28 protein-coding genes are annotated in these 26,768 nt (G+C 73.2%); 9 read left to right on the top strand and 19 right to left on the bottom strand.

The features are described 5' to 3' along the window. Positions 1-142: 142 nt before the first annotated feature. On the bottom strand, positions 143-931 hold the full coding sequence (locus tag P3T37_RS35225; protein ID WP_280728039.1) for an amidase domain-containing protein: 789 nt from the start codon (positions 929-931) through the stop codon (positions 143-145). A gap of 73 nt (positions 932-1,004) precedes the next feature. After that, positions 1,005-2,639, bottom strand: a complete 1,635-nt coding sequence (locus P3T37_RS35230) for a carboxyl transferase domain-containing protein (protein WP_280728040.1) — start codon at positions 2,637-2,639, stop codon at positions 1,005-1,007. 198 nt (positions 2,640-2,837) lie between these two features. On the opposite strand from P3T37_RS35230, the gene P3T37_RS35235 reads away from it, so the two are divergent. The 3 genes from P3T37_RS35235 (at position 2,838) to P3T37_RS35245 (ending at position 5,770) form a co-directional block, all read left to right on the top strand. Continuing rightward, a complete protein-coding gene (locus P3T37_RS35235; RefSeq protein WP_280728041.1) occupies positions 2,838-3,719 on the top strand; it encodes an SAM-dependent methyltransferase in 882 nt (293 codons plus the stop codon). 82 nt (positions 3,720-3,801) lie between these two features. Continuing rightward, the gene (locus tag P3T37_RS35240; RefSeq protein ID WP_280728042.1) at positions 3,802-5,301 is read left to right on the top strand and encodes a glutamate synthase subunit beta; all 1,500 of its coding nucleotides are present in this window, start codon (positions 3,802-3,804) and stop codon (positions 5,299-5,301) included. A 22-nt stretch (positions 5,302-5,323) separates the two neighbouring features. Continuing rightward, positions 5,324-5,770, top strand: coding sequence for a nuclear transport factor 2 family protein (locus P3T37_RS35245; RefSeq protein ID WP_280728043.1), 447 nt, complete (start codon positions 5,324-5,326; stop codon positions 5,768-5,770). A gap of 20 nt (positions 5,771-5,790) precedes the next feature. On the opposite strand, the gene P3T37_RS35250 is transcribed toward P3T37_RS35245, so the two are convergent. Continuing rightward, positions 5,791-6,624: a nucleotidyltransferase gene (locus P3T37_RS35250; RefSeq protein WP_280728044.1), complete on the bottom strand. Its 834-nt coding sequence runs from the start codon at positions 6,622-6,624 to the stop codon at positions 5,791-5,793. 230 nt (positions 6,625-6,854) lie between these two features. Between P3T37_RS35250 and P3T37_RS35255 the strand changes: the two genes are divergently transcribed. Further along, positions 6,855-7,886 carry a glycosyltransferase gene (locus tag P3T37_RS35255; RefSeq protein WP_280728045.1) on the top strand — a complete coding sequence of 344 codons (1,032 nt, stop codon included), beginning with the start codon at positions 6,855-6,857 and terminating at the stop codon, positions 7,884-7,886. 3 nt (positions 7,887-7,889) lie between these two features. On the opposite strand, the gene P3T37_RS35260 is transcribed toward P3T37_RS35255, so the two are convergent. The 4 genes from P3T37_RS35260 to P3T37_RS35275 form a co-directional block, all read right to left on the bottom strand. Beyond that, the gene (locus P3T37_RS35260; protein ID WP_280728046.1) at positions 7,890-9,032 is read right to left on the bottom strand and encodes a M48 family metalloprotease; all 1,143 of its coding nucleotides are present in this window, start codon (positions 9,030-9,032) and stop codon (positions 7,890-7,892) included. 29 nt (positions 9,033-9,061) lie between these two features. Beyond that, complete coding sequence (locus tag P3T37_RS35265; protein ID WP_280728047.1) at positions 9,062-11,548, bottom strand: SpoIIE family protein phosphatase; 2,487 nt, start codon at positions 11,546-11,548, stop codon at positions 9,062-9,064. 152 nt (positions 11,549-11,700) lie between these two features. Continuing rightward, positions 11,701-12,126: an ATP-binding protein gene (locus P3T37_RS35270; RefSeq protein WP_280728048.1), complete on the bottom strand. Its 426-nt coding sequence runs from the start codon at positions 12,124-12,126 to the stop codon at positions 11,701-11,703. Between the two features lie 149 nt (positions 12,127-12,275). Then, positions 12,276-13,040 carry a GntR family transcriptional regulator gene (locus P3T37_RS35275; protein ID WP_280728049.1) on the bottom strand — a complete coding sequence of 255 codons (765 nt, stop codon included), beginning with the start codon at positions 13,038-13,040 and terminating at the stop codon, positions 12,276-12,278. Positions 13,041-13,085: 45 nt separating this feature from the next. On the opposite strand from P3T37_RS35275, the gene P3T37_RS35280 reads away from it, so the two are divergent. Beyond that, positions 13,086-13,553 (top strand): NUDIX domain-containing protein, encoded by a 468-nt coding sequence (locus P3T37_RS35280; RefSeq protein WP_280728050.1) that lies wholly within the window; start codon positions 13,086-13,088, stop codon positions 13,551-13,553. On the opposite strand, the gene P3T37_RS35285 is transcribed toward P3T37_RS35280, so the two are convergent. Then, complete coding sequence (locus tag P3T37_RS35285; RefSeq protein WP_280728051.1) at positions 13,531-14,475, bottom strand: NADP-dependent oxidoreductase; 945 nt, start codon at positions 14,473-14,475, stop codon at positions 13,531-13,533. The genes P3T37_RS35280 and P3T37_RS35285 overlap by 23 nt on opposite strands. A 98-nt stretch (positions 14,476-14,573) precedes the next feature. On the opposite strand from P3T37_RS35285, the gene P3T37_RS35290 reads away from it, so the two are divergent. Beyond that, positions 14,574-15,503 carry an AraC family transcriptional regulator gene (locus P3T37_RS35290; protein WP_280728052.1) on the top strand — a complete coding sequence of 310 codons (930 nt, stop codon included), beginning with the start codon at positions 14,574-14,576 and terminating at the stop codon, positions 15,501-15,503. Position 15,504: 1 nt separating this feature from the next. Here the strand turns inward: P3T37_RS35290 and P3T37_RS35295 are convergent, their stop codons facing one another. From P3T37_RS35295 to P3T37_RS35335, 9 genes are all read right to left on the bottom strand, one after another. Continuing rightward, complete coding sequence (locus tag P3T37_RS35295) at positions 15,505-16,167, bottom strand: hypothetical protein (RefSeq protein WP_280728053.1); 663 nt, start codon at positions 16,165-16,167, stop codon at positions 15,505-15,507. Continuing rightward, complete coding sequence (locus P3T37_RS35300; RefSeq protein ID WP_280728054.1) at positions 16,164-16,526, bottom strand: hypothetical protein; 363 nt, start codon at positions 16,524-16,526, stop codon at positions 16,164-16,166. Before P3T37_RS35300 ends, P3T37_RS35295 begins: the two co-directional genes overlap by 4 nt. Beyond that, on the bottom strand, positions 16,523-18,901 hold the full coding sequence (locus P3T37_RS35305; protein WP_280728055.1) for a glycoside hydrolase domain-containing protein: 2,379 nt from the start codon (positions 18,899-18,901) through the stop codon (positions 16,523-16,525). Before P3T37_RS35305 ends, P3T37_RS35300 begins: the two co-directional genes overlap by 4 nt. Positions 18,902-19,026: 125 nt before the next feature. Beyond that, entirely contained in the window at positions 19,027-19,374 is a 348-nt protein-coding gene (locus P3T37_RS35310) for a hypothetical protein (RefSeq protein WP_280728056.1), read from the bottom strand. A gap of 167 nt (positions 19,375-19,541) precedes the next feature. Then, positions 19,542-19,718: a hypothetical protein gene (locus P3T37_RS35315; RefSeq protein ID WP_280728057.1), complete on the bottom strand. Its 177-nt coding sequence runs from the start codon at positions 19,716-19,718 to the stop codon at positions 19,542-19,544. An 11-nt stretch (positions 19,719-19,729) separates the two neighbouring features. Continuing rightward, a complete protein-coding gene (locus tag P3T37_RS35320; RefSeq protein WP_280728058.1) occupies positions 19,730-19,945 on the bottom strand; it encodes a hypothetical protein in 216 nt (71 codons plus the stop codon). A gap of 147 nt (positions 19,946-20,092) precedes the next feature. Further along, on the bottom strand, positions 20,093-20,770 hold the full coding sequence (locus P3T37_RS35325) for a ferric reductase-like transmembrane domain-containing protein (protein ID WP_280728059.1): 678 nt from the start codon (positions 20,768-20,770) through the stop codon (positions 20,093-20,095). Between the two features lie 211 nt (positions 20,771-20,981). Further along, complete coding sequence (locus tag P3T37_RS35330; protein ID WP_280728060.1) at positions 20,982-22,406, bottom strand: HAMP domain-containing sensor histidine kinase; 1,425 nt, start codon at positions 22,404-22,406, stop codon at positions 20,982-20,984. Continuing rightward, positions 22,403-23,143, bottom strand: coding sequence for a response regulator transcription factor (locus P3T37_RS35335; RefSeq protein ID WP_280728061.1), 741 nt, complete (start codon positions 23,141-23,143; stop codon positions 22,403-22,405). The genes P3T37_RS35330 and P3T37_RS35335 overlap by 4 nt, the downstream gene beginning before the upstream one ends. Positions 23,144-23,178: 35 nt before the next feature. Here P3T37_RS35335 and P3T37_RS35340 point away from each other — a divergent pair, with 35 nt between their 5' ends. Further along, positions 23,179-23,418, top strand: coding sequence for a hypothetical protein (locus tag P3T37_RS35340; protein ID WP_280728062.1), 240 nt, complete (start codon positions 23,179-23,181; stop codon positions 23,416-23,418). A gap of 6 nt (positions 23,419-23,424) precedes the next feature. Here P3T37_RS35340 and P3T37_RS35345 read toward each other — a convergent pair whose 3' ends face one another. After that, entirely contained in the window at positions 23,425-24,453 is a 1,029-nt protein-coding gene (locus P3T37_RS35345) for a PP2C family protein-serine/threonine phosphatase (RefSeq protein WP_280728063.1), read from the bottom strand. A 190-nt stretch (positions 24,454-24,643) separates the two neighbouring features. On the opposite strand from P3T37_RS35345, the gene P3T37_RS35350 reads away from it, so the two are divergent. Further along, positions 24,644-25,900, top strand: a complete 1,257-nt coding sequence (locus P3T37_RS35350) for a PQQ-binding-like beta-propeller repeat protein (protein ID WP_280728064.1) — start codon at positions 24,644-24,646, stop codon at positions 25,898-25,900. A 27-nt stretch (positions 25,901-25,927) separates the two neighbouring features. Here P3T37_RS35350 and P3T37_RS35355 read toward each other — a convergent pair whose 3' ends face one another. Then, complete coding sequence (locus tag P3T37_RS35355) at positions 25,928-26,335, bottom strand: gamma-glutamylcyclotransferase (RefSeq protein WP_280728065.1); 408 nt, start codon at positions 26,333-26,335, stop codon at positions 25,928-25,930. Positions 26,336-26,430: 95 nt separating this feature from the next. On the opposite strand from P3T37_RS35355, the gene P3T37_RS35360 reads away from it, so the two are divergent. After that, entirely contained in the window at positions 26,431-26,679 is a 249-nt protein-coding gene (locus P3T37_RS35360) for a hypothetical protein (RefSeq protein ID WP_280728066.1), read from the top strand. Positions 26,680-26,768 lie beyond the last annotated feature (89 nt).

Below are 26,768 nucleotides of genomic sequence, written 5' to 3' on the forward strand. Positions count from 1 at the left end.
CCTTACACCACCGTCTAGCCCTTCCCGCCATCATACCTTCGTTAAATCAGTTGGGCCCCGCCCCTAACCGGGGGGGGGGGGGGGGGGGGGGGGGGCGGCCCCGCGCCCCGCCCCCCCCCGCCACCGTGTGATGCGACCGGGATCAGACCTGCGGGCCCGCCGGGTCGTGCAGACCGAGGTTCGGGATCGTGCTCGGGGTGCTCTTGCGCAGGTTCGGCGTCGGCGCGGTGCTCGGCGCGGTGGTGGTGCCGAACCCGCCGAAGCCCTTCAGCATGGCGGCCAGCGGGTTGATCCGGACCAGGTGCGAGGGCGCGTAGAAGTGGTAGCCGTACTGCAGCCGGGCGCGGTTGTGCGCGTCGACGGTCGGCTCCGCGGTGTCGGTCGCGGCGGTGTCGACCAGGCCGGTGTGGCTCTTGGTGACGCCGGGGCCGGCGTAGGTGACCACGACGTCGCCGGGGCGGGCCTGCTCGGGGTGGTCGCCGACGTCGGTGCCGAGGCCGCTGTCCATCAGGTAGTCGTACAGGTTGTGGTACTGCGGCAGGTCGCTGATCAGCAGCAGGTCGTAGGTCTTGCCGTTGGGCGCGGTGTAGGTGAAGTAGTCGCTCTGCGGGTCGTCCGGGCCGAGGCCCGGGACCAGGCCGGCGGCGGCCAGCGCTCTGGCCACGAACTCGGCGCACTGGTAGTTGTCCTGGTCGGCGCCGAACGCGACGGGCGTGCTGTCGTTCCAGGCCGTCCAGTTCCAGTGCGCCTGGGCGTAGTTGACCTCGATGGCGCGCAGCGCGTCGCCGAACGGGTCGACCTGTGCGACCGATGCCCGGACGGCGACGGGGGCGGCCGCGACGGCGGGCGCGGCGAGGCCGGCGACGCCGCCGACAAGCAGGCCGGCGACGACACCGGTGGTGGCGATACGCCGACGAATCGCATGAGTCACGGTCAAGCTCCTGAAGCTCGTGGATGTCTGATAGTTCGTATTGAGCGGAAAGCGCCTCAAAGTACCAAACGCTTCAGGAGGTGGTGTTGGTGACAGTCGAATATGTGTTCCCGGTCTCCTTCGTCCCCGCGGCCAGCCGGCGGAAGCGCTCCAGCCGGGCCGCCGGGTAGTCGCCGCCCGCGGCGGTGGCCAGCTCCTCGCGAAGCGCCGCGACGGCGCGCCGTACGAAGCCGTCCGGATCCTCCGAGCCCGGCACCGGCTCGGGCAGGAGGCGGTCCACCACGCCCTCGCGCAGCAGCTCGGCGGCTCCGATCCGCTGCTGGTCGGCGAGTTCGGGGGCCCGCTCGGGGGTGCGGTGCAGGATCACCGAGGCGCCCTCCGGCGGCAGCGGCGAGAGCCAGGCGTGCTGGGCGGCGATCGTACGGTCGGCCGGGAGCAGCGCGAGCGCCGCGCCGCCGGCGCCCTCGCCGAGCAGCAGGCTGACGACCGGCGCGGCCAGTGTGCTCAACTCGGCGATGCAGCGGGCGATCTCGCCGGCCAGCGCGCCCTCCTCGGCGCGCTGGCTGAGCTCGGCGCCGTGCGTGTCGACGACCGTCAGCAGCGGGAGCCGCAGCTCGGCGGCGAGCCGCATGCCCCGGCGGGCGGTGCGCAGGCCGGCCGGACCGATCGGGCCGTGCAGGGCGGCCGCCGCGCGGTCGTGGCCGACCACCACGCAGGAGGTGTCGCCGAACCGGGCGAGCGCGAGGCGCAGCGCGTCGTCGCGCTGGCCCTCGCCGGTGCCGGCCAGCGGGACGACGGTGTCGGCCTCGGCCAGCAGCTCGACCAGGCCGGGCCGCTTCGGCTCGCGGGTCAGCAGCACGGACGGCCAGACCTCGGCGCTGCCCGCTGGCTCGGGCGCGGTCGCCGGAGCGGTCGCCGGAGCGGTCGCCGGAGCGGTCTGCGGAGTGGTCTGCGGAGCGGCGGGGACATCCCTTGCGTCCAGGATGTCCAGCACGTCCGCCAGCCTGCGGCGCAGCCGGTCCGGCGGCAGCACGGCGTCCACCGTCCCGTGCAGCCGCAGGTGCTCCGCGCGCTGGACGCCCTCGGGGAACGGCCGGCCGTACAGCGCCTCGTACACGCGCGGGCCGAGGAAGCCCACCAGCGCGTCGGGCTCGGCGGTGGTCAGATGGCCGAGCGAGCCCCAGGACGCCAGCACGCCCCCGGTGGTGGGATGCCGCAGGTGGACCAGGTACGGCAGTCCGGCGGCCTTGTGCGCGGTGACGGCGTTGGCGATCGCGACCATCCGGACGAACGCGGGGGTGCCCTCCTGCATCCGGGTGCCGCCGGAGGCCGGGAAGGCGAGCAGCGGCAGGCGCTCGGCGGTGGCGCGTTCGACGGCGGCGTGCAGCCGGGCGGCGGTGGCGTTGCCGATCGAACCGGCCAGGAAGGTGAACTCGCTGAGCAGCACCGCCACCCGCCGCCCGGCGATCCGGCCCTCCCCCGTGAGGGCGGCCTCGTCCGCGCCGCTGCGGGCCCGCGCCCGCGCCAGCGCGTCGGCGTACGGGCCGCTCGCGGGGTGCTGCGGCGGGGTGTCCCAGCTGACGAAGGACCCCGGGTCCAGGACGAGTGCCGCGAACTGCAGCGCCGCCGGGCGGGGGTCCTCGCCCGGTGTCGCGGAGCCGGAGTCCGGGCGGAGGAAGGGCGTTGAGGGGGAGATCGGTTCGTCCACGCCGGCCAGTCTTCCGCACCGGGGAGGTCCGCAGACAGGGTGTTCCTGATCACTGGCGACCGGAGGGGCAGAGTCCGGCGTTGGCCGGTCTTCGCCAGGAGTGGTCCGCTACCATCGCCGGTGACGTGACGCGAAGTGGCGTGAAGTCATCTGATCTGACATCACATAGCTGGGGGCGGGGCAGTGCAGGACGACGCAGTGCAGGGCGATGCAGTGCAGGGCGATGCTGTCCAGGCCGACGAACTCCAGGCCGACTGGCGGTGGGCCAACACCGACGACTGGGAGCCCCCGAGCGAGCTCGACACCGCGATCGCCCACCCGGCCCGCATGTACGACTACTACCTGGGCGGCAAGGACAACTTCCCGGCCGACCGGGAGGCCGCCGAGAGAATCATCGCGACGGTCCCGTACGCCCGCCTCGGCGCCCGGCTCAACCGTCAGTTCCTCGGTCGCGCGGTCACTTTCGCCGCCGAGCGCGGGGTCCGGCAGTTCCTGGACATCGGCACCGGCATCCCGGCGGTGGGCAGCACCAGCGAGGTGGCGCACCGGGTCGCCCCGGACGCCCGCGTCGTGTACGTCGACAACGACCCGATCGTGCTCACCCACGCCCGCGCGCTGCTGGCCAACCACCCGGCCGGGTACACCACGGTGATTCAGGCCGACCTGCGCGAGCCGGCCGCGATCCTGGACCACCCCGGCGTCCGGGCGGCGATCGACCTGGCGCAGCCGGTGGCCCTGATGCTGGTCGCGGTGCTGCACTTCGTGCGCGAGGAGGAGAACGCCGCGCAGGTGGTCGCCCAGCTGCGCGACGCGCTGGCGCCCGGCAGCATGCTGATCCTCTCGCACGGCAGCCAGGACTTCATCACCCCGGAGACGGCGGAGGCCACCGCCGGCATCTACAGCAAGTCGAGCGCCCCGCTGGTGCTGCGCGACCGCGCGCAGATCGCGAGCTTCTTCGACGGTTTCGACCTGGTGGAGCCCGGCCTGGTGCAGCTGCCGCTCTGGCGCACCGACGATGTGGAGCTGCCCGCGGACTGGCAGCACGTGTCGGGCTACGCGGGCGTCGGCGTCAAGCGCTAAAGCGCTAGGAGAGCCCGGCGGCGCTGTCGCGGGGACGGACGTAGGGTGGGTGGAACTACCGTCCGGATGACGGAGGCGGCCGATGGCCGATCCGAACTTCCTCAGCACTCCGCGTCGGCCCCGCGAGCGCCGCGCCCCGCAGGAGCGGGTCCGGGACTGGAACGAGGTCAACGCCGAGCGGCGACTGCTGCCGATCATCGGCGGCCAGGCCGGGCGCTGCATGGACTGCGGCATCCCGTTCTGCCACAGCGCCTGCCCGCTGGGGAACCTCATCCCGGACTGGAACTTCCTGGTCAGCCGTGAGGAGTGGGCGAACGCCAGTGCCCACCTGCACGCGACCAACAACTTCCCCGAGTTCACCGGCCGGCTCTGCCCGGCGCCCTGCGAGAGCGCCTGCGTGCTGGCCATCAACGCCGACCCGGTGACGATCAAGAACGTCGAGGCCGCCATCGCCGACCAGGCCTGGCAGCTCGGTCTGGAGACGCCCAGGCCGCCCGCCCGCCTCTCCGGCCGGACGGTCGCGGTGATCGGCTCCGGCCCGGCCGGGCTGGCCGCCGCGCAGCAGCTCACCCGCGAGGGCCACGCCACCACCGTCTACGAGCGCGCCGACCGGCTCGGCGGCCTGCTGCGCTACGGGATCCCCTCCTTCCGCCTGGAGAAGCGCCTCCTCGACCGGCGGATCGACCAACTGCGCGCCGAGGGCACCCGCTTCCACACCGGCGTCGAGGCCGGCCGCGACCTGTCGGGCGAGGAACTGCTCGCCCGCTTCGACGCGATCGTTCTCGCGGTCGGCGCCACCGCCCGGCGCGACCTGCCGGTGCCGGGCCGGGAGCTGGACGGCATCCACCAGGCGATGGAGTACCTGCCGCTGGCGAACCGCGTGCAGGAGGGCGACTTCGCCCGCTCGCCGATCTGCGCCGAGGGGCGGCACGTGGTGATCGTCGGCGGTGGCGACACGGCCGCCGACTGCCTGGGGACGGCGCTGCGGCAGAACGCGGCCTGCGTCACGCAGCTGGACATCAACCCGCGCCCGGACGACTCGCGGGCGGACGACCAGCCGTGGCCGGTCCACCCCAAGGTCTACCGGCTCACCGCCTCGCACGAGGAGGCCCGGGCCCGCCCGGTCCCCGACCACGACGCGGCGAGCGCGGCCCCCGACGACCGGCGGCTCTTCTCCGCCGCCACGCTGCGCTTCGAGGACGACGGGCGCGGCCGGGTCCGCGCCCTGCACTGCGCCGAGGTCGAACCCGCCCAACGGCGTCCCAGGGCGGGGACCGATCGCGAGATCAGGGCCGAACTGGTGCTGCTCGCCCTCGGGTTCACCGGCACCGAGCGCGGCAGCACGCTGATGCGCCAGCTCGGCCTGGAGCTGGACGCCGCCGGAAACCTCGCCCGTGGACGGGACTTCGCCACCGGCACGACCGGAGTCTTCGTGGCCGGCGACGCCGGGCGCGGCCAGTCGCTGATCGTCTGGGCGATCGCCGAGGGCCGAGCGGCGGCCGCGGCCGTGGACCGCTACCTGACCGGCTCGACCGCCCTGTCGGCCCCGATCGCGGCTACCGACCGCCCGCTGGTGCTCTGAACCGCTCTGGTAGGAAGGGGGGATGATCACTGATCTTGAGCAACTCCTTGCCGAGCGCGCCTGCGAGCGCCTGATTGTCGACTTCCTGCGCCGCCTGGACCTGGGTGATCCCAGCACGGTGGCCGACCTGTTCACCTCCGACGGCGTCTGGGAGTGGCCGCACGACGACCGGCGCGTGCAGGGGCGCGACGCGCTGCGCGGCTACTTCGGCTCGCGGCCCGCCGACCGGCTCTCCCGCCGGATGTGCAGCAACGTCCTGGTCACCGTGGACGGTCCGGACGACGCCCACGCCACCAGCTACTTCGCGACCTACCGGGTCGACGGCTACACCGGCGGCATGCTGGCGCCCCGGCTCCCCGTGAACGTGGGGCACTACGAGGACACCTTCCGCCGGGTGGAGGGCAGTTGGCTGCTGGCGACCCGCACGACGTTCCTGCCCTTCGGCGGACCGACCGAGCGCCTCGGCTGATCCGCCCGCCCGCCCACCCGTCACGACGACGGCGGCCGTGGCGCCTTCGGGCCGTGCATCCGCTCATACTCCGCCGCCAGCCACGGCCCGAGCTCCTCGACCATGAGGTCCAGGACGGCCCGGTCCGCGGTTGGCGTGCGGGCCACCAGGGCGGCGGTTCGCATCCGGTCGGCGTGCTCGGGGTAGTAGCGGGCGAACACCTCGGCGGACTCGGTGAGATCGCTGGTCCAGCCGTTCCAGCGCGGCATCACCAGGGTCAGGCCGGTCCTGACGATCCGTCGGCCGACCGAGCGGCTGAGCCGCCTGCGCGCGGCCTCGGCCTCGGCCCCCGGGCCGGCGCACCCGGCGGCGCGTTCGCGCCAGCCGGGGAGCAGCAGGGCCAGGTCGCCGTTGGTCTCGCGGGCGAGCAGCGAGGTCGGGCGGTAGCGGGGCAGCCGGTCGGCCAGGTCGTCGCCGAGCAGCGGGGTGCACAGGCAGGCGACGAACCAGCCCAGGTCGTGGCGTTCGAGTTCACTCAGCAGCGTGTCGGCGCCGAACAGCAGGATGCCGGCGCCGTCGATCTGCGGGAAGCCGGCGTCGAGCGCGGCGGCCAGTGCGTCGGCGTCCGCCCGGTCGGCGGCGGTGGGCGCGGCGCGCAGTGCGAGCAGCAGGTCGAGGTCCGACACCCCGGGGACGGCGGTGCCGCGCGGGATGCTGCCGTAGAGGTAGGCGCTGTGCAGCCGCTCGGGTGCGAAGGTATCGGCGATCCCGGTCCGGGCGGCGTCGACCACGGCCGCGAACTCCTGCGGCACGCGGCTCAGCGAGCCGTCCCGGGCGATCCAGCCGTCCTCGTCCAGCCCTCGGGTCGTCGTCATCCGCCCACTCTGCCGTCCGCCGGTGCGCGGCGTCGAGCCGGTCTCGTCCGGGCTGTTCAGAGCATGGTCGCCGGTGGCGGCGGGTGTCGTCAGCTGGTTTTCAGGGTGTGGTCGTCCGTCGCCCGGGGAGTGAGGATCCCGTGCCCACCAGGGGTGCTTCGGGGTGATTGCCGGTTATGTCACTCTTCCCGCCTTGCCGGGTCCCTGACAGCCGCTTACCTTCGGGCCTCATGCCGGAACCCCTGATCAGCGTCGTCCTCCCCGCCCATGACCAGCAGGGTCAGCTGTCCAGCTGCCTGGAATCGATCCTCGATCAGTCCTTCGGCGGCTTCGAGGTCCTGGTGGTCGCGGACCCCTCGCCGCAGTGCCCGGACGAGCTGCCGCCGGTCGCGGCCGACCCGCGGGTGACCCTGCTGCGGCTGAACGCCGTGGTCGGCGTCGGGCGCTGCCGCAACGCCGGGGCAGCCCGGGCCACCGGCCGCCACCTGCTCTTCCTCGACAGCGACCACCTGGTGGAGCCCGGCGCCTTCCTGGCCCTGGCCGACCGGCTGCGCCGACTGGAGGCGGACGGCGACGGGGTGCCGGACGTGCTGCTCTTCGGCCACACCCGGGTGCAGGCCGGGCGGATCTGGCCGGGCGGCGCCGCTGAGCTGCTGACCCAGGCCGGACCAGGCGCCTTCGTGCTGCCCGACCGTCCCGAACTGCTGGGCGCCCCCGCGCTGGCCTGGGACCGGCTGATCAGCCGCCGGCTCTGGACCGAGCAGGCCCTCGCCTTCCCCGAGGGGCGCTACGAGGAGGTGCCGCTGGTGCACCACGCGATGCTGACGGCCGGTCGGCTGGCGGTGCTGGACCGCGAGCTCGTCCAGCTGCGCCGCCGCGAGACGGTGCACCCGGCCGGCTCGCCGGGGAGCAGCCAGTTCGACCTCTTCGACCAGTACGAGCGCAGCTTCGAACTGCTCGACGGGCGCGACGACGTGGAGGCGGCGCGGGCGTTCCTGTTCGCCCGGATGATCCGGCACTACCTGTTCGTCTTCGACCTGGCCGGTTGCGTGGCGCGCGCGGAGCGCCCGCAGTTCTTCCACCGCGCCGCCGAGCACTACCAGCGCCGTCTCCCGCAGGGTTTCAAGCGGCCCGGGGGGCGCGAGGGTGTGAAGTTCTCGCTGCTCGCGGGCGGTTCGTACAGCGCCTTCGAGCTGGCCAAGCTCTCGCACATCGCCCGCACCGCGGTCACCGGCCTGGCGAACCGCGGCTCCGCCGCCTGAGAGTTACGGACGGGCTGCCGCCCAGGTGCGGGCGGCGGCGATCCGGCGGGCGGTGCTGGGGTGGCTGGCGAAGAGCAGCTCCAGCACCCGCGGCGGGTCCACGTCGGCGATGTTGGTGAGCGCGAGCCGGCGCTGCATGGCGATGAACTGCTCGGGATCACCGGTGAGTTCGAGCGCGTGGCGGTCGGCCCGGGCCTCGATCCGGCGGCTCGCCGCACTCTGCACCGGCCCGGCCAGCGCACCCAGCCCGGCGGCGCAGGCGGCCAGCAGCGGCAGCGAGCGCGGGTCGGCGGCGTCCGGGACCCCGGCCGCGTCGAGCAGCGGACGCAGCGACATCAGCAGCCCGAGCAGGCCGACCGCGACGGCCGCGCCGAGCGCGCCCAGGACGGTGCCGACAGCCACGTCGCGGTGCTTGACGTGGCCCAGCTCGTGGGCGACCACCAACTCCACCTCGCGCGGCTCGGCCGTACTGATCAGCGTGTCGTACGCGACCACCCGGCGGGTCGCGCCCAGGCCGGACACGTACGCGTTCAGCGCGGTGGTGCGCCGCGAGGCGTCGGCCACCAGGACGTCCCGGATCGGCACCCCGTCCCGCTCGGCCAGCGCGACCAGCGCCGAGCGCAGCTCGCCGTCCGGCATCGGGCTGAAGCGGTTGAAGAGCGGCTCGACGACCAGCGGGAAGAGGAACGAGAGGGCCACCGTCAGCAGCGCCGCCGCGCCCGCCGCCGGGAGCCACCAGCGGTCGGCCGACCAGCCGGTCAGCGCGTAGAGGCCGAGTGCGGCGGGCAGCGCCAGCGCCAGCGTGAGTGCCAGGCCGCGCAGCAGGTCCACCGCCCAGCCGCCCCAGCCCTGGGTCACCAGGCCGTAGCCGGACCGCACCGACCGCACCCGGGCCGCGAACGGCAGCCCGAGCAGCTGCCCGAGCAGCACCAGCGCCGTCGCCCCCGCCAGCACCTCGGCCGCCCAGGAACCGCCGAACAGCCGGCCCGCCCCGCCCACCAGGTGCGCACCGGCGGGGGTCAGGCCGAGCAGCAGGCTCAGCGCGAGGCCGGCGGCTCGGCCGCCGAGCACCCACGGCACCTGCGCGCGGCGCAGGGCCCGGCCGCGGGCGAGCTGCTCGGGGGTGAAGTCGCGGTCGCTGTCCATGGGGCAACGGTACGGTCCGCCAGGGTCGGTCAGGAGTCAGGGCCGCCCGCCGCGGTCCGGGCGGTGAGCAGCAGGGCGACGTCGTCCGCCCGGTGCTTGGAGCGGCGGGCGTCGCCGGTCAGGCGGTCGGCGAGCGCCTCCAGCGACCCGGCCTCGGCGTGCGCCAGGGCCGCCCGCAGCCGGTCCACCCCGAGGTCGATCTCCAGCCCCGGCTCCTCCACCAGCCCGTCCGTGTACAGCGCGAGCACCGCGCCCGGCGGCAGGTGCAGCGAACTGACCGGGTACTCGGCCGTCCGATCGATGCCGAGCAGCGGGCCGCCGGGCAGGTCCAGCACCTCGGTGCGCCCGTCGGCGTGCCGCAGCAGCGGCGGCAGGTGGCCGGCCCGGACGGCCAGCGCCCGCCCGTCGGCCGGGTCGATCCGTAGCAGGAGGCAGCTGGCCAGCAGTCCGGGATCGAGATCTGTGAGCAGCTGGTTGGTGCGCGCCAGCACCTCCTCCGGGCGTCCGACGCTGGTGACGAACGCCCGTACTGCGCTGCGCAGTTGGCCCATCAGTGCGGCCGCCGCCACACTGTGCCCCTCGACGTCGCCGATCACCAGGCAGATCCCCTGCGCGGTGACGATCACGTCGTACCAGTCACCGCCGATCTCCATGCCGATCGTCCCGGGCAGGTAGCGGGCGGCGGTCGCCAGGCCCGGTATCTTCGGCAGCCGGTGCGGCAGCAGCGCGTGTTGCAGGCCGCGGGCCAGCGCGAACTCGGTGTCGTACAGCCGGGCGCGCTCCAGCGCCTGGGCGATCAGTCCGCTGAGCGCGGTCAGCACGCCGCGCTCCTCGGTGGTGAACGGCCGCGGCTCCTCGAAGCCCAGAATGCAGCTGCCGACCGGGTGCCCGGAGGCGATCAGCGGCAGGAAGGCCCAGGAGGACATCTCGTCCAGCGGGATGCCCGGGTAGGCGCTGGAGAGGTCGTGGGCGGACTCGAAGAAGATCGGCGAGCCCGTGTTCAGCGTCTCCACCCCGGGCAGTCGGGCGCGCATCGGGGTGCCCTCGAACTCGTCCAGGAAGCCGTCCGGGTAGCCGGTCTCCAGCGCGAGGTGCAGCCGGTTGTCGCGGATCACGTAGATGGCCAGCTGCTGGCCGCCGAAGCCGGGCAGGATCTGGTCGGCGACGGTCTCGCAGACCTCGCTCACGGTCACCGCCTGGGTCAGCAGGCCGGCCAGCTGGAGCAGGTGGTACATCGCGCCGACGCTGGCGGGCGCGGGCGTTGACCTGGTGTCGGGGCTCGGAGGCGGACGGTTCGGGGCGGCGGCGGGCGCCACCGTGCCGGTCACCCCGTGCGCGTCCGGGTAGAGCGAGAACGCCAACCACCGTTCGGGCGGGCAGCAGGCCAGGAACGAGGTCGGCTGCTGGGAGAGCATCGCGGCCCGGTAGCGGTCCTCGTAGCTGGGGTCGGAGAGCCAGGGCAGTGCGTCCCACGGGTGGCGGCCCAGCAGATCCTCGCGGGAGGTCTCCAGCAGCAGTTCGGTGCGGTGGTTGACGTAGCTGATCCAGCCGTCCGGGTCGAGCGAGAAGACCGCGTGCGGCAGCCGCTCGACGGCCCCGGCGGCTGCCGCGCCGGTCCGGCTGTCCAGCACGACGCCGAGCAGGTGGCCTGCGTCGGTTCCGGGCACCTGCCCCCACAGCTCGACCGGCCGCTGCCGGCCGTCGCCGTCCTCGTCCTCGACGCGCAGGTGCAGGCCGAGCAGCCGGCCGTGCGTACGGACTTCCTCGGCGGCGGCGAGGAACTCGGGCCGGTCCGCGGGGTGCAGCCGCTCGGCCACGGCGTCGACGGTGCCGGGCGTGCCGGCGGGCAGGCCCAGCACCTCGCGGGCCGTCTCGTCGGCGCTGAACGCGCCGGTGGCGAGGTCCCAGTCGAAGAGCCCGACGGTGATCGCCGGACCGGCCGCCGCTGGCAGCTCGACCACCGCCGTCCCGCCGTCCGACTCGACGGGGTCCACCCTCCCGGCCCTGCCCGTCAGCGTCGCCAGCGAGGCACCCAGCCGGTTGGCGATGGCCCGCAGATGCCGCCGCGCGCTCGGCGCGACCCCCTGCGCGGACCCCGGCCAGAACGCGCACAGCACCCCGAACCGCTCCGCCCCCGCCGTCACCGGCACGCAGACCGTCGCGAAGGCGTACGGCAGGCCCATCAGCAGCTGCGGGAAGCGCCGCAGCGTCTCCTCGGCACCGGACAGGTACACGGTGCGCCCGGTCCGGTACGCGGCGGGTACGGGCAGCCGTCCGTTCACCGGCAGGCTGCGGAACCCGCTCAGCAGCGACACCGGCACCCCCGCCACCGTGCTGAGCAGCAGCGATCGCCGATCCCGCGAGCGCAGGTACATCACGCACCCGTACGCCTCACTGCTCTGCACCGCCTTGCGCACCGCCCCCGCCAGCAGCGCATCCCGCGCCGCCGCGCCGTCGGGATCACCCCACCCACGACGCGCGCCACGCGTCGCCCTGGTACCACCTGCCGCCGGCACACCCTGGCGCATCCTCCCTCTCTACGCCCGCCCCCAGGGGGTGTCAAGGCGAGCCGGAGCGGGGGCGGCGGGGCTGCGAGCTGGGGGTTCGCTGGTATGGAAAGTCGGAGGGGCCGACTTCCGGGGCGCCGGTGGTCACCGGTGGCCGTCGCTTACTGGGGCCCGATCTCGACCCAGAGAGCCTTGCCGACACCTCCCCCGCGTGGGCAGCACCCCCACCGCCGGGAGAGGGCCTTGACCAGAAACAGCCCCCGGCCCGACTCGTCCTCCTCGGTCGCCGTTGCGAGCACCGGCCTCCGGTCGCTGCTCGCATCGTGGACCTCGAGTCGCAGCCGATCGGCGTTCACCGCGAACGACGTCCAGATCAGCCGTCCTGGTACCCGTGCGTGCAGTACCGCGTTGGTCACCAGCTCACTGAGCACCAGCTGCCCGATGTCCGCGAAGCGCTCTCCGCCCTCCACCCTCGCGAGCAACTCCCTCAGCAGCTGACGAGCCAGGTGGGGTGACTTGCTGGTGGGCCGCAGCCAGTGGTGACTCTCACCTTCCGACATAGGCAGGGTGTCGAGCGTATTCGGCATGGTGGAGCCACCTCCGGTTGAGCTCAGCTAGATGAGGTCTACTCATCCACTCATGTACAGGAGCTGATTCAGAGTGCCCTGCCTCGTGTGCATGAGTCAAGCCGGTCCAGAGATGATCTATCTATGCATATAAGAGAGTTGACGAATAATCAGGACTCGGCGACGAAGCGGTAGTCCAAAACGAACTGGTCGGCTGCCATCACCGTGTCGCACACCTCAACGACTCTTCCGTTCGCCGCAACGGCCTCTCGGACGAGGTGGATCACGGGCGAGCCGGGACTCAGGGTGAGGGCGACACACTCCGCCTTGCTGGCGAGGCGGGCCTGGACGGTTTCGCCGAACTCGACCAGGAGATGGCCATGTTCCTCCAGCCTCGCGTAGATCCCTCCGCCACCGGGATTCTCGGCGAAGAGTTCCGGGATGTCCTTCGCCACGTCCCACGGCAGGAAAGACGTGGCCTCCTCGGTCGGAATCCCGTCCCGGAAGTAGCGTCGCTTGCGGGCAAGCACCTTTGTGCCCTGGGGGACGCCGAGTCGCTCCGCGATTCCGGACGGCGCGTCCAGCGGGCCGACGAAGAGGACGTTCACCGAGGGAGTCCCGCCCGACTGCTCGGCCTCGGCCAGGTAGGCGGCCTTCCCCGCCAGGCGATGAGCCCGCCGGAATCGATCGGAAGACTTTCGCTGCACGGGCGGTCGAGAACGGACGAACGAGCCCCGGCCCTGATGGGTCTCGATGAGTTGGGTCGTCCGAAGTTCTGCGACCGCCTTGCGCACAGTGCCCGAAGCGACGCCGTAGCGCTCCATCAGCTCGGCTTCGCTGGGTACTACCGCGCCGGGTGCAAGCGTGCCGGAGCGGATCTGGGCCGCGAGGTCCTCTGCGATCTGGAGGTACTTCGCCCTGGCCGTGGAGGCCACCTCACCATTCGTCACAGTCCTGCACTCTCTCCTATCCTCCTGTATATGAGCAACAGCGGTCAGGTGGGCCCCTCTTCGCCCCTGCACTCCGTCTCCGTGGCCGGTGTCGTGGTGCGGGGGGATGGGCGGGTGTTGGTGGTTCGGCGGGCGGACAACGGGCGGTGGGAGGCGCCGGGTGGGGTGTTGGAGTTGGGGGAGGGGGTGGAGGACGGGGTGGTGCGAGAGGTGTTCGAGGAGACCGGGGTGCGGGTGGGGGTGGAGCGGTTGACCGGGGTGTACAAGAACCTGGCGCGCGGCGTCGTGGCGCTGGTCTTCCGGTGTCGTGTCGAGGGCGGGCAGCCGCGCCCCACCGACGAGGCCACGGCTGTCGCGTGGCTCACGCCGGAGGAGGTGACTGCGCGGATGGAGGAGGTCTACGCGGTGCGGGTGCTCGATGCGTTGGGGGAGGAGCTGGCGCCGAGGGTGCGGGCGCATGACGGGCGGCGGGTGGTCAGTGCTGGTGGGGCAGGATGATGATCTTGCCTCGGGTTCGGCCGGCCTCGCTGAGGCGGTGGACGTCCGGGAGGGCGGTCAGCGGGTGCGACTGGCTGATGTCGACGGTGACCGTGCCCGCATCGACGAGTTCCACGAGCGCCGTCAGCTGCGCCACGTCGTTGCGGGTGACCATGTGCAGCGCAGTCACACCGGCGTCGGGCCGTGGCTCGATCGGCGTTGCGATCGAGACGATCCGCCCGCCCGGCCGCACCAGGCGCGCCAGCGCTGCTGCGTCCGGCGGGCTCAGCGGGACCAGATTGAGCAGCGTGTCCACCTGCCCGTCGCCGAGTGCGGCCCCCAACGGCACGGCGGTGTAGTCGACCACGTGGTCCGCTCCCTGCCGCCGGACCGCCTCGGCGCTTCGGGCGCCGGCCGTGGCGATCACCTGGGCGCCGGCGTACTTGGCGAGTTGCGTGACGAAGCCGCCGACGCCTCCGCCCGCGCCGTTGATCAGGACCCGCTGACCGGCGGCCACCCTGCCGTGCTCGAACACCGCCTGCCACGCCGTCAGACCGGCTACGGGCAGGGCCGCGGCGTTCGCGAGAGGGATCGACTCCGGTGCCCCGACCAGCACGGCGACCGGTGCCCGTACGTACTCGGCTGCCGCGCCTCCGCCGTCGAGTCGCCCGATGACGCGGTCGCCGACGGTGAACCGCTCCACCCCCGGGCCGACTTCGGTGACCGTGCCGGCGACGTCCCAGCCGAGCGTGTGGGGCAGGTCCACGGGGAGGAACGTCCGCAGCAGTCCGGCGCGCAGCGCGGCCTCGCTGGGATTGAACGAGGTTGCGGCGACACGGACGAGCACCTCGCCGTGGGCGGGTCGCGGGCGCGGAACGTTCTCGTAGCGGATCACGGATGCATCGCCGTATGCGTGGATGCGTGCGCTCTTCATCATCGTCATGCCGCGAATCTACGAGCGCGCACGGAGACGATCCATGTGCCAGAGTGCCCAGTTCATACGCGTACGTCTCCCACGTCCCCCATGCGTACGCTCGGCGGGTGGACGTACTCAGCGATGTGCTGGCGGTGACGCGGACCGGCCGGCCCCGGTCGGCGCACGTGCGGTGGCATGCCCCGTGGGGGCAGGAGTTCGCCTCCGTGCCGGGGTCGGCGGGCTTCCAGGTGGTTCTCCAGGGCTCCTGCTGGCTGCTGCCGCCGGACGCGGAGCCCGTCCAACTGGGCGTGGGCGACGTGGTGTTCCTGCCCCACGGCACTGGGCACACACTGGCCGACAGCCCGGAGACCCCGGTGACGGCCCCCGCCTGCGGGGTGTCCGAGGGGCCCGGGTCCCATGCGTCGGACAGCGTGGACCGGAGCGCGGCCGGCGGTCCGGTCACCGTGGTGCTCTGCGGGGCGTACCAGCTGGACCCGTCCCGGACGCACCCGCTGCTGCTGACCCTGCCGGACCTGATCCACCTGCCGGCCGACGCCCCTCGCGATCCCCGGTTGCGCGCTGCCGTGGATCTGCTGGCCGCCGAAGTGGAGTACCCGCGTCTGGGTACGGACGGGGTCGTCCCGGCGCTCCTGGACACACTGCTGCTGTACATCCTGCGGAGCTGGCTCGACGAACAGCCCGCCCGGGGCGACGCCACCGGGTGGGCCGCGGCGCTCAACGATCCACCGGTCACCGCCGCCCTGCACGCCATCCACCGCGACCCGGCGGCGCCGTGGACCGTGGCGGGACTCGCCGCGGAGGCGGGGCTGTCGCGGGCACCGTTCGCCAGGCGGTTCGCGATGCTGATCGGCCGACCGCCGCTCGGCTACCTGACCTGGTGGCGGATGACCACGGCAGCGCGCCTGCTGCGGACCTCGGACGCACCGCTGCGGACCATCGCCGGGCAGGTGGGCTATGCCTCCGAGTTCGCGTTCGCCAACGCGTTCAAGCGCACGCACGGGACGCCGCCCGGCGCGTACCGTCGCCGCAGCTGAGTCAGCGCTGGCGCTGAGCCAGTGAGCGGGCGGCTTGCAGACGGCCCGGAGCGAGCGGGTCGATGGCTCCGGCGCCCTCGCCGGGCTGGGAGTTCCACTGGCGGACCTTGGCAGCGACCCGCTTGAGCCCGGGGTCGCCCGGCGGCACGTCGAGCTGGAAGTGCGACTCCTTGGGCACGCTCTCGTCGCCGCCCCACCTCACGACTCCCTCCAGGTCGGCGAGGATGTCGCGGATCACGGTGAGCTCGGGAGGGAAGAAGCCGCCGGAGGCGTGCACCGGGTAGAGCAGGGGGTGGACGGCGATCGCGGTGCCGGACAGGTAGTTGCTCTCGTACGGGACGGCGAGCGCGCGGTCGGTGCGGTGGCCGGTGATCTCGTCCGGGGCGAGGGGTTGGACGTCGTAGTGGAAGCGGCGGGCCACGTGCAGCAGCACGGTGGCCGCGTCGCCGTCGAGGACGGCGACCGACACCGCGCCCGCGCCCTCGACCGGTCGCGCTGCCGCCTGGGCGATGACCGGCCAGCCGTTGGCGCTGGTGTCGCCGGCCCAGCCGGTCAAGGTGGTCGCGGCACCGGCCGCGGTGACGGCGGCGGACCACAGGCCCACGCCCCCGGCGAGGCCGAGACCGACCGTGAGGACGCGGCGGCGGCTGGGCTGTGAGCTCATGAGGGTTCCTCGGATGGGGTACGGGCCGACCGAACGGCCAGGACGACGCAGCCGATCGCAGCCGCGAGACAGAGGGCGAGCAGCGGGTTCAGCCAGCCGGGGACCAGGTCCACCGACGTCCCGTCGCGCCACCGGCAGACGTGCGAGAGCGGCAGGAGGGTCTGCTCCACGGTGCCGTCCGGAAGGTCGCTCGGGCTGCGGCCGGCCGCCAGGGCGCAGAGCTTGCCCGCCCGGGTGAACCCGGACAGCGCGCCGTAGCCGAACAGGACGGCCGAGGCCGCCAGGCTCAGCACCGCGCCCGTCAGCCACCACCGCGACTGCGACCGCGACCGCGACCCCGCGCCGGCCCTGGCTGTCACGAGGCCGCCGGACTGCGCTGCTGCGCGGCCGCCAACGCCGAGCGCTGGGCGTTCTCCAGGCCGACCCGGCTCTGCAGCGAATCGCCGAATCCCTTGCAGAACTCGGTGAGTTTGGCCTCCGGGAGGTTGCTGGGCATCAGGGTGAGCGGACCGGCGATCTTGTCGATGAGGAGCTGGCGCCCCGCGGCGATGACCGGATCGACCTGCGTCGTCAGCATGCTGCGCGCGATGTCGGCAGCGGCGCCGGCCGTGTTGCCGAAGCGCCGGGCGTAGTAGTCGCGGAAGCGGGTCAGGCCGCCCGGGCCGCTGTAGTGCTCGCGTACTGCGGTGGCGATGTCCGTGCTCCGGCAGCGCTCGGCGATCAGGTAGCCGTCCGCGTCCTCCAGCAGATCGTCGTAGCTGAAGGTGGAACTCACCCCGATCTTGGCGAACTTGTCCATGCAGTACGTATATCCGGACGAGTAGCTGTCGCTGTCGCGGCGCCACTCACCGTAGAGGGTGATGAGGTCGCCGCCCCAGCCGCCGACATCGCCCGCGCCGGTGGTCCGCAGATCCGAGGACTGCGGCTTGACGTAGTGGCCGTTCGCGGTGGCCATCAGGTGCTGGGCGTCCAGGTCGAAGCCGGTGTACGGGTCCTCGAACTCCTTCCACACGCGCATACCGTGGTCGTCGGCGTACGTGATGAAGCCCTGGTCCGGATCGCCGATCAGCGCCCACCAGGTGAAGTCGGCGTAGCCGAGGTGCCGGACGTACTCCATCACCAGCCGGTTGGGGTCGCCCTTGGCGTACTGCACCGCCAGGCCGTACAGCTGCTGGATGTAGGCGATGAAGTCACCTGCGGGGTCGACCAGTTGGTTGACGCTGCTTTGGCCCTCGTCCGAGCCCGGGCGGTGGGCGTCGTTGTCCAGGTCGAAGGTGTCGGCACCGGCGGCGTACTTGAACTCCTTGATCTGGTTGAACGCCCAGTTCGGCGGCAGTGGGAACCCGAGGTTCCCGGAGAACCCCCAGGACATGCCCGAGACGAAGGAGTAGCGGGCGTAGGTCTCCTTGGTGACGGTTGCGCAGACGTTGCGCGAGCCGTACACGCCGTGGACGTACGTCCTGCCCCGGTTGGCGAGGCCGGCGTAGACCCCGTTGAAGTACGGGACGATGTTCGAGGCGATCTCCGGATCGGTGGCGTCGTAGTCCACCGCGAAGTAGATGACCGTGCCGCGGTTGAAGCCGTGGCCCGAGGCGAGTTCGTGGGCCTTGAGCGCGTGTTGGAAGCCCTGGGTGTAGGTGAAGTCCGCCAACTTGCGGGCGTTGTCCTGGTAGATGGGGAAGACCCGCAGGCCCGCCTGGAAGATGTCCTGGAGTTCGCCCGGCTTGATCGCCTTGTCGAGGGTGCTGCCCGGCGGGTCGTACAGGTAGCGGCCGACGTAGCGGTATCCGGCGTCGTGGAGGGACTTGGCACGGGACGCGGTGATGGTGAAGCGGGTGTCGCAGGCCTGGACCGCGCGGTCCGGGTCCCCGGTGGACAGCAGCAGCTGGGTCCAAGTCCCGTAGTCGCCGGTCCCGTTGACGCCCAGGACGGAGAACGCCTGGAACGCCTCGACGAACTCCCGCAGCTTACTGTCGAAGCTGCTCTTGAACGAGGTGACGAAGGAGCCGGTCGGCAGTGTCACCGGCTCGTTGAAGACGCATGCGGCGGAGATGAGTTGGACGAAGATGCCGGAGTCGCCCTGCTTGACCGTGCGGGTCTTCAGGGCGGCCTGGGTGGCGGGCCCGAAGGTGCCGGTGACCTGGTCGTCGGGTATGCCCGCCTCGTACTGGATGGCCCGCATCAGCGCCTTCTGGACGTCGCGGGAATAGTGGCCGTCGCAGGGCCCGACGAAGAAGGTGGACCGGTTGACGTAGCGGCCGTTGAGCCAGCGCTGGATCTCGCGCACCTTGTCCGACCCGCCCGCGAGCATGACGTAGGCGTCCATGGTGAGCAGTGCCTTGAAGAGCTTGGGCTGCATCATCGCGTTGGTGCCGTCGAGGCCGGCGTCGATCTTCAGCTTGGCGACCGACTGCCCGGTGAGGGCGTCGTACGTTCCCTTGCCGTCGCCGCCCCAGTAGCCCTTGCAGAAGAGTCCGTGCTGAATGATCCTGCGGATGTTCGCGTTCGGCTCGTTCGAGCCGATGTCGCCGCGCGCGGCCAACTTGGCCAGCGTGCCCGGTCCGAAGCTCGCCACCACGGGGCTGATACCCAGTTCGGCCTGGAGCCCCATGGTGAGCGAGAACATCGTCGACCAGCCGGTACGGCCGTCCTCCGGGCACTTGGTGTATCCCGGCACGCTCGCGTAGGTGGCGTTGACCCACTTCTGCGCGGCAAGGACCTTCTCGTCCGCCATATGCGGTTTCCCCCAACCTGTTTCGGCGCCGGACCCCCCGACGGCCGCTGAGATCGCAAGCATACGATCAGTTGGGCAGATGGCCAAGTTTGCACCAAGTGCAGGCAATGGATAAGTAAAGTCGGCTAGGGGGTGGGACGGCAGGCGAGGTTGGTGAGGGAGGCGGCCAGGCGCTGGGAGAGGAAGGTGAGGAGGGTCTGGCCGGCGGTGGGGGAGGGGGCGGCGGCGGTGAAGGGCTGGTCGAGGGTGAGGCGGCGGGCGCCCAGGGTGGCGAGGTTGGTGCAGTAGGCGGTGGGGGAGCCGTTGGCGGCGCCGCTGAGCCGGGGCTGGTCCACGCCGGCGCGGTAGAGGTTGGTCTTGGCGGTGCTCTGGCGGGTGTTGTTGAGGACCATCGGGTCGTTGAGGGGGACGAGGGCGACCGGGGTGGTCTGGAACTTCGCCGCCTGGAGCTCGTCGAGGGCCAGTGACGTCACCCGGGCGCCCGGGTCGGCGAGGTCGGGGGCGGTCCACGGGGTGCAGCCGAGGGCGGGGTCGACGAACCGGGTCAGCAGCAGGTTGTCGCTGCCGTTGAGCAGGGAAGTTGCTTGCAGTCGAGCGGAGTTGGCGGCGGTCTTCTGGGCGGTGGCGCCGCGGGCGGTGGTCAGGTACTCGGTGGTGAGGGGTCGGCCACGGCGGGGGCAGGGGTGGTGGCGGCGAAGGAGAGGCTGAGCAGTGCCGAGGTGGCGGCGAGCACGCCGCCACCCGCCAGGCTCAGGACGGTGATCCGGCGCTGCCGCTGGCGGGAGCTGCGTCGACCGCGGGGGCGGGAGAACGGCATGGGAACCTCCGTCAACGGGTGATCTGAACGGGTGCCCGGCTGGGGGGCATCGGCGGTGCGGTCAGCAGCACCGCCGCGTACGCGGCCGCTGCGGCGGCCATCACGGCGACGATGCAGAGCCAGCGGATCTGGAGAAGTGCGGGCAGGGCGAGTAGTCGGCGCACCGACCCGCCGTACGGCGCGGGCGCGCTGCGGCGCCGGCGCGCGCGGGTGCCTCGGCGGCTCATCGGCGCCTCCGGCGGCTGCGACTCTCCAGGCGACCGGAGCGCCGGGCGGGTCCGGGGCGGACGGGGACAGGACGGACCGGGGTGGGCCCGGCCGGGACCGGACGCGCAGGGCCGGGACGACCGGCCGCGAGTTGGGTGGTCACTGGCTCACCTCGGCTGGCTTCCAGGGTAGTTGAGGAGCCTGGACCTGGAGGGCAGGACGCGGATCACGAAGGCGAACAGGCAGGCGCCCGCACCCGCGGCGACCCCCACGGCGACCGGGTCGAAATGCCGCGGCTCGGGATGGACGGTGAAGATGTGCAGCCAGATCAGCGCGAAGGCCAGGTAGCCGAGTTGGTGGAATCTCAGCCAGCGCCGATAGCCCAGCCGTCGTTGCAGCCAGACCGAGCACCCGACGGCGATCGCCAACTCCAGTCCCAGGACGCCGAATCCGACCGGGACGCGCTGCTCCCCTCCAGCGAACGGGACGATCAGCTCGGCGGAGCCGATGTTCCAGACCGGCTGGTAGAGGAACGTCACACCGTGGATCGCGCCGAAGATCAGCGCGGAGAGGGCGATGGTCATGTGGGCGCCGTAGACGGTGGGGCGGTTGACGATGCGCTGGAAGTACCGCATCCGCAGGACGGTGCCGAGCACCAGCGCGCAGACCAGCAGGACGTAGGCGATCAGCGCGGTGAGCCGTGCCAGGTGGTGGATCCCGTAGTCGTACGTCAGGTGTCTGGTCCAGGCGTCCAGGGCGGAGCCCGGGATGGGCGCTGTCGGCTGGCGTGTCGGCGCCTGGGGTGTCGGCGCGGAGGTGAGTCGAGACGCCGCATCAGCAGTCATGGTCGTGGATCCCTTGCCTCGTGTCTGCTCGCGGCGGGGCGGTCGGCTGCCGGCCACCGATCGAGCACACGCCGGCCCTCAGCGGTCCGGGGCCGGCATGGCCGATCGTATGAGCAGTTCTCGGCCGGATATGCGGCCGGAGGGCGTACCTAACGAAGCCCTAAGGTTCCGCTGAGGTGCCCCTTCGGGCAGTGTGCTGACACATCGTCAGCTAGCGGCGGGCCCGGCGGCGGCGCCGCTGCTCGGTCCAGGCCGCGTGCAGCGGGCGGCGGGGCCCGACGACCAGGCCGAGTTCCACCTCCACCCGGGCGCCGCCCAGCGCGCTGGGTGTGACCCGCAGCGAACCTCGGGTCGAGGCGGCCGTGCGCCGGGCGATGTCAAGACCGAGTCCGGTGGACCCGCCCACGCTGACGCCGCGCGCCAGCACGCTGTCCGGGTCCGCGATGCCCGCGCCGCCGTCCTCGACCACCAGCACGACGCTCTGCGCCGTCCGCTGGACGCTCACCTCGAACGGCACCCCGCGCCCGGTGTGCCGGAAGACGTTGCCGACCAGCGCGTCGACGACCACCGCGAGGTCGTCCTCCGGCAATGCGACGGGCGTCGGCTCGTCGGTCGCGGCGAAGGTGCAGCTGCGCTGCTGCTGGGTGGCGAGCACCTCCCAGAAGCCGACCCGGTGGCGCGCGACCTCGGCCACCTCGCAGCCCGCCCCGGCCCGTCGCCCGGCGGTCCGTGCGGCCGGGGCCGTACGCGCGGCCGAACCGCCGTCCCCGCCGGGCCGGTTGGCGGGCAGCGGGGCGCGGGCGGCGCGGATGACGGAGTCCAGCTCGGACTCCATCTGGTGGATCGCGGCGGACACCCGCTCCGCCCCCGGGACCGGCCCGACCTGCTCGCTGGCCAGGTACAGCGCGGTCAGCGGCGTCCGGAGCCGGTGCGACATGTCGGCGATCAGCTCGCGCTCGGTGGCGAGCAGGGTGCTGATCCGGTCGGCCATCGCGTTGAAGGCCAGGCCCGTCGCGCGCAGCTCCCGGGGGCCGGCCGGGTCCACCCTGATGTCGAGATCGCCGGCGCCCAGTGCGTCCGAGGCCGCGGAGACGCGGCGCAGGGCCCGCCCGATCCTGGCCCCCAACCGGTCGGCCACCAGCACCGACCCGAGCACCAGGGCGGTGCCCAGCGCGGCCAGCTCCGTCCAGGCGGCGGTCAGGCCCTTGGAGAGCTCGGCGGCCGGGACGAACTCCTCGACGACCGCGACCCGCGCGTCGGCCAGTACCACCGGTTGCAGGTAGTCCCAGCCGCCGGGCACGTCGTACCCGACCGCCTCGCCGCCGCGGACGGCGCCGCGCAGCCGGGCGGCGGGGGCGTGGCTCAGGCCGACCACGCTCCCGTCGGGGAGGTGGACACAGGCTTTGGCCCGTTCGGCCACCGCGATGGTGGTGTGCTCGGGGTCGTCCGGCGCGTCGGGCTCGGCCGAGGGGCCCGAGACGGCCAGCACGGGTGCCAGCGCGGCGGCCCGCTGCTCGGCCCGGGCGATGGCCTGGCCGCGCAGCTGGGTCTGCGTCAGCAGGGCGAGCGGGATCAGGAAGGCGAGCACCGCCGTGGAGGTCACCGCCAGAACGACCCCGGCCAGCAGAGCTCTCACGGAGGGCACACGAGCTTGACGCCGACACCCCGCACGGTGTGCAGGAACCGCGGCTGCGCCGCGCACTCGCCCAACTTGCGCCGCAGGCAGGACAGGTGGACGTCGACCGTCTGTTCGTCCAGGTACGACCGGCGCCACACCTCGCTGAGGATCCGCTGCCGGGAGACCACCCGCCCGGCGTGCTCGGCGAGGAAGGCCAGCAGGTCGAACTCCCGCCGGGTGAGCTGCACATCCTGCCCGGCCAGCTGCACCACCCGGGCCAGCGGGTCGATCCGCAACTCCCCGATCACCATCGGCGCGCGCTCCGGCTTGTACGGGTCGCCGCCACCGCCCGGCAGGCTCCCGGCGCCGGACTGCGGCGCCCCGGCCGCCGCCGGCAGGCACCGGCGCAGCACTGCCTCCAGCCGCGCCGCCAGCTGTCCGCCGGAGAACGGCTTGACCAGGTAGTCGTCGGCGCCCGCGTTGAGCAGCCTGATGATCTCCAGGTCGTCGTCCCGGGCGGTCGCGACCAGCACCGGAACTCTGGACAGGCCGCGAATCATCCGCAGCGCGTCGGCGCCGTCGATGTCGGGCAGGCCAAGGTCCAGCACCACCGCGTCCGGTGGGGACTGGGTGATCTCGCGCAGCGCGCCGAAACCGTCCGGCGAGCTGCGCACGAGGTGGCCGCACGTGGTCAGGGTCTGGATCAGCGACGTGCGGATGATCGGATCGTCTTCGACGACGAGGACGGACGCCATGAGGCACACCGTAGCCGATGCGTCAGGATGGCCTCATGAAACCGGTCTGGCGCTACCCGCTGATCTGGTTGGCTTGCACAACCGCCAGTGTCGGCACCGTACTTCTGACCCTGCACGGCGTGCTGCGGGCGCCCGCGACGCAGTTCCCGGTGGCGCCGCCGCCGGCTCCGGGGGCGTCCGCGCCGCCCCAGCCGGGGGAGATCGGCTCGCCCGTCTCCGGCACCGCCACCCCGGCCGACCCGGCGACGCCCGCCTACACACCGGGTGGTTCGTGAGCGCCTCTACGCGTCCGGCAGGCGTTCGACGGCGACCATCGCGGCGTCGTCGCCGAGGTGGCCGCCGGCGTGGTCCAGCAGGTCCGCGCGCAGGTGCTCCAGAAGCTCCGCGGGGTGCTCGCCGCCCCAGGCGGCGATCCGCTCGACCAGCGGGTAGAAGGTGCGGTGGCCGTCGCGGGCCTCGATCACGCCGTCGGTGTAGATCAGCAGCCGGTCGCCGGGCTCGAAGCAGAACGCGTCGGGCCGGTACGTGACGTCCGCCAGGGCGCCCAGGCCCAGCGGCGGCGAGGGCCGGCTCGGGTCCAGCGCCTGCACCCGGCCCGCGCGCAGCAGCAGCGGCGAGGGGTGGCCGCAGTTGACCACCCGGATCTCGCCGCCGTGGTCCGGGATGTCCAGCAGCACCGCGGTGATGAACGACTCGGTCTCCGCGCTGTCCCAGCTGACGCTGGCGTCCAGGTGGGCGGCCAGCTCCGGCAGGCCGGTCTGCAGGTGCGCGGCGGCCCGGAACGCGCCGAGCAGCAGCGCCGCGTCGCTGAGCGAGGGCAGACCCTTGCCGCGCACGTCGCCGACCAGCAGCCGGGTGCCGGTGGCGGTGCGGGTGGCCGCGTACAGGTCGCCGCCGATCAGCGCCTCGGCCTCGGCGGCCAGGTAGACGGAGGCGATCCGCAGCCCGGCGATCCGCGCGGGCAGCGGCCGCAGCAGGACGCGCTGCGCCGCCTCCGAGACCGAGCGCACCTGGACCAGCTCGCGGGCGTGCCGTCCGCGCACCGCGCAGAAGACCACCACCAGAGCCGAGACGACGATCAGCGCGGCGATCTGGGTCAGATGGTTGGCGGTGGTCAGCCCGTCGCGCAGCACCCCGATCACCGTCAGCGCCGCCACCGCGAGCACGCTGATCAGCGCGGTGAGCCGGGTGCCGGCGAAGGCGGCGGTGATCGCGGGGGCCACCACCAGCAGCGGGCCGAGGTGGATGGACGGCGGGGACAGGATGTCGGCGATCGTGATCAGCACGATCAGCACAAGCGGCAGCAGCACCAGGGCCCCGGCCGGTCGGCGGGGCTGGTGGCTTCTGTCGGATCGTTGCCGCGCGGGCACCTCTCCTGACTACACCCCGGCTGTCGCGGGCGCACCGCGACGCGCAGCACGGAAGGCGCGCGCGGGCGTCGGCTAGGGTCGTGGAGACGCCGGGGAGACGTCGGTGGTTCGGGGAGGAACGGTGCGTCCGATGGGGAACGATGAGCACGGTACGGGGTTCGTCGGGGGGCTGGAGGAGCTGTCCGACCCCGCGACGGCGGCAGGGCTCGGAGACGGGCGCCGCCCCACCCGGCGGCAGCTGCTGCTCGGCGCGGGGGCGGTGCTGGCCGGCGGCTCCGCCTGGGCGCTGAGCCGTCCGCGCCATCGCCCGCCGACTGCGGCGCCGCAGCCCGCGCCGCCCAGCCTCAGCGGTCGCGCCCCGCTCTGGACGTACCACGGCACCGGCTCGTACGCGCTGGCCCGTTTCGACCGGCCGCCGACCCTCCCGGTCTTCCTCTCCGACTCCGGCCTGACGGGCCTGGATCCGGCCACCGGCCGCAGCCGCTACCACCTGGACCTGGCGCCGGGCGCCATGCTGGTGGTCGGCGCCGAGCAGATGTTCCGGGGCAGCGGCGTCAGCGCCGTTCCGAGCGGCCGGATCGACCGCTGGGACCTGGCCACCGGCCAGACCGGCTGGAGCTACGCACCACCCGCGCAGACGCCGGGCAAACCCGTCGACGCGCAGCCGCTGGCCTGCGACGGCACGGTGCTCTACTGCACCAACGAGCAGCCCGGGAACGGTCTGAGCGGCTCCGCCCTGGTCGCCGTCGACGTGCCGAGCCGCCAGGTCCGCTGGTCCCTGCCCGGCGCGCCGGACGCCTGGCTGCTCGGCGCCGCGACCGCCCCCGGCGGTCGGCTGCTCTGCGGGGACACCCAGAAGGGGCTGACCGTTCTGAACACCGCCGACGGCCGCCGGCTCTGGTCGGCTGCGACGGGCGGCTACCTCGGCTGGCAGACCGCCGACGAGCAGCACGTCTACCTGGGGCTGGACACCACGGGCGTCCAGGCGCTGAGCCTGGCGGACGGCACGGTGAGCTGGCAGGTCGCACCCCGTGCCGATCAGTCCTGGCACTACCTGCAACCGCTGGCCGCCGCCGGGTCGGTCTACCTGTTCACCGACGACGGCCTGGTGACCGCGCACGCCGCCGACAGCGGGCGCCAGATCTGGTCGGCCACCCTGCCGTTCCGCCTGGACACGCGCAACCGGCCGCTGCTGGTGGCCGGCACCCTGGTGGTCCCCGGCACCGCGGACGGCGGCGTGGTGGCCCTGGACGCCGCGACGGGCGCCGTGCGCTGGACGTTCCGGGACAGCAGCCCCGGCGTGGACGTCTGGACGGTCAGCACGGACGGCCGGCGGATCTTCGCCGGGCGCGACGCGTATCTGCACGCGCTGCCGGTCACCGGCTGATCCGGTGCTTTCTGCGGAACGCTGCGCTCAACCCCGGTCCAGCCAGTCGCCGGACGGTATCGGCGCGGGCGCGGCGCGCAGCCGGGCGGACTCCGCGGGGCCGGCCAGGTAGACCCAGGCGTCGACCCGCTCCGCCCCGGGCGCGACGGTGACCGGCAGGCGGACCCGGACGTACAGGCCGGTGCCGTCCGGGCGGCACTCCTCCAGGAGGTCCAGCTCCGCCAGCACCTGCGGGTAGTCGGCGGGCCTCACGGTGAGCAGGTCGCCGTGGACGCGCTGCCCGGGGGCGAGGACGGCGTACGGGTAGCCCGGGCCCTCGTGCAGCGCGGCGCCCTCCAGGACGGCCGGGCGGGCCGTCTCGCATCGGCCGGCCAGGTAGCGCGCGTGGTTGAGCAGGCCGGGGCGGAGCGTGCCGTAGACGAAGAAGGGGAGCACGCCGACGATTCTGCCCTTTCGGCCCCCTCGGCCCCCGATGCGGGCCCCCCGTCGCGGTCGTACGGTGGGGAAAGGGGCGAGAAAAGGAGACCGCGATGCCTGGATCCGTCACGATCGGCCACACCGAGGCCGTCAGCACCGTCGAGCACACCGACGCCATCCGGCTCGCGGAGGTGCTGGACGAACTCGGCCACCTGCTGGCCGTGCAGGGCGCCAACCGGCTCAGCGACGCGCAGGTCGACGCGCTCTGCGCGGGGCAGTCGGCGGGGCGGCCACAGGGCCGCGAGGAACTCGCGCGCTGGTGCCGGACGCTCGCCGCCCAGCTGCACCACGACGCGCGGTGAACGCCGTCCGCTGCGTCCGCTAGTCACGGCAGGGCCGCCGCACCCGAGCTACGGCGTCGGGTACGGCGGCCCTGCCGTGCCGTGACTGG

The organism is Kitasatospora sp. MAA4, from assembly GCF_029893355.1.
Lineage (GTDB): Bacteria > Actinomycetota > Actinomycetes > Streptomycetales > Streptomycetaceae > Kitasatospora.